This is a genomic window from Pseudomonas sp. Y24-6, from assembly GCF_020295325.1.
GTDB classification, from domain to species: domain Bacteria; phylum Pseudomonadota; class Gammaproteobacteria; order Pseudomonadales; family Pseudomonadaceae; genus Aquipseudomonas; species Aquipseudomonas gregormendelii.
Map to the genome: position 1 here is coordinate 1 of NZ_JACBXG010000035.1, position 1,922 is coordinate 1,922.

Annotated in this window: 4 protein-coding genes; 1 reads left to right on the forward strand and 3 read right to left on the reverse strand. The window is 59.0% G+C overall.

Translation table 11 applies throughout. The annotated features are described in order from the left end of the window. Positions 1–80: 80 nt before the first annotated feature. Positions 81–293 (reverse strand): helix-turn-helix transcriptional regulator, encoded by a 213-nt coding sequence (locus tag HYI44_RS29070; RefSeq protein WP_225571199.1) that lies wholly within the window; start codon positions 291–293, stop codon positions 81–83. Positions 294–330: 37 nt separating this feature from the next. Further along, the gene (locus HYI44_RS29075) at positions 331–1,065 is read right to left on the reverse strand and encodes a metallophosphoesterase (RefSeq protein WP_225571200.1); all 735 of its coding nucleotides are present in this window, start codon (positions 1,063–1,065) and stop codon (positions 331–333) included. Positions 1,066–1,196: 131 nt separating this feature from the next. Between HYI44_RS29075 and HYI44_RS29080 the strand changes: the two genes are divergently transcribed. Next, positions 1,197–1,439 (forward strand): hypothetical protein, encoded by a 243-nt coding sequence (locus HYI44_RS29080; RefSeq protein ID WP_225571201.1) that lies wholly within the window; start codon positions 1,197–1,199, stop codon positions 1,437–1,439. 35 nt (positions 1,440–1,474) lie between these two features. On the opposite strand, the gene HYI44_RS29085 is transcribed toward HYI44_RS29080, so the two are convergent. Next, entirely contained in the window at positions 1,475–1,786 is a 312-nt protein-coding gene (locus HYI44_RS29085; protein WP_225571202.1) for a hypothetical protein, read from the reverse strand. Between the last annotated feature and the right edge of the window lie 136 nt (positions 1,787–1,922).

Below are 1,922 nucleotides of genomic sequence, written 5' to 3' on the forward strand. Positions count from 1 at the left end.
TCTTTGAAGATTTCCACGGTATGACCTGTAGGGCTTGATATACGGGGGTTCTGGAGATTGGTCAGTCGCTGGTGTACTGATCAATGTACTGATTGGTCGTTGCTGGGGGGCACAGCGGTCATCCATTGCGAGATTGCCGACTGGCGCCAAGCGACCGAGTTGGGTCCTATTCTAACCTGTTTTGGGAAGGTGCCCTCCCGGATGCGACGATAAACCGTGTTACGGCCCAGGCCAGTGGTGTGAAGCACCTCGTCGAGGCGCAGGAAGCGATCAATTTGTTCTGATACTGCCATGATGATGCTCCGGGCCGCGCGTGGCGGCAGAAGGTGGTTAATCCCAGTCGTGACTGAGTTCGGGGTTGATTGGCGGGGTGCACTGCAGCGTGGCGAGGTCCAGCAGGGTGAAATGGCCGTCCATCCATCCGGCTGTGTCGATGTAGTGGACGTTCCCGAGCACAGCGGGCTGTCGCAGCGGCGTGTGGCCGACCACAAGGGCGCGCAGGCCTTCGACGCCGCATTTGTCGCCGTCCTGAATTCGGCTGCGCGACCACATGCAGCTGTTCTGCACCTGCTTCAGCCGCTTGCTGCTCTCGGGTGATTCAAGTTCGGCGCACAACTGGCCCCAAGACGGGAAGGGGCAATATGCGTGGACGATGCCAATCAGGCCCTGGGCCGTTTCAACCTCGATCGCAATCGGCAGATCCTGGAACATCACCTGGTAGTTCTGCTGCTCTGTCAGCGGCAGTCCTACGAACCACGTCCCGCCGTTGTACATCCAGTTGCCGATGTCGCAGGTATCGAACCGGCAGACGTAGTCGTCATGGTTGCCGCGCACCGGGTGAAACCATTGCTTGTTCAGCCACTTGATGACGTCTTCGCACTCGGGCCCGCGGTCGACCATATCGCCGACACTGAACAGCCTGTCAGCGGCAGTATCAAAACCTGCAGCATCCAGAGCCGCCTGCAGCCGAGTGAAGTGGCCGTGAATGTCGCCGACCGCGAAATCCCGGCCAGCCGTGTTTGCGGCGAAGCGCTTCACGCGCGACACCTCGATAGTTTCGAGCATGCAGAATTCCTTGCCCGCCATTCACTGACAGGCTTATAGGGGAATGGATTAGTAGCCTTTTGCCTTGATTCCTCAGGCTTCAGGATGGGTGTAAAAATGAGTGCTCATTTCAATGAGTCCTCGGAGGACGCGTGTCACACAATCTGGATGTGCCGATAGCCCACAAGTACCGAGGCCATATTATTTTTCTGAAGTTCGACTGGAGCCGACCGAACGATAAAGCGCCCGCTTCTGCGAAGATCATCGAACCGGCACCAATCGATGGGATGGGTGGTGTCGCAGCCGAACTGTTAGGACCATGGCCCGATTATCCGACCGCATTGGCTGATGCAATGGCCGCGGCTGAGCGGTGGGTTGATAGTCAGTTGCCTTAACGCCGCTCACCTGCAAGCTGCACATGGAAGGGGAGTTAGGGTTTCTTTCGATCTGGCGGGGAGGGCGGGAAGCCGAAGTGGTGCCGCCGTTTTCCGGTGTAGCCGCATTCACTGCATCCCGTTGAGGGGCCACAGCTGCAGCCACCCTCGCAGCCGCAACTGCACCCAGAGCAATCCAGGGTGCACCAGCTTTCCTGCTCCACTTCGCCTTCCTGGGTGATCGAATAGTTGACGCGACGATCCAAGCGGAAGCCGGTGATTTTCTCGGCGTCCTCGTAGGTGGCGGGAACCGAGCGAAAGCCGTACTTGGCTGAAGGGTCGTCGACGAACTGGCGGACCGTTCTCATCGCCGCGGCCCCGAGTAGATGAGCCAGGCCATGTAGGCGAGGGCGCAGACTGGGACGATCATCAGCAATCGCTCCAGTTCATGGCCTGGATGTACTCGCACGGAACCACCAGCCTGTCGGGTGGCAGGGTGCTTTC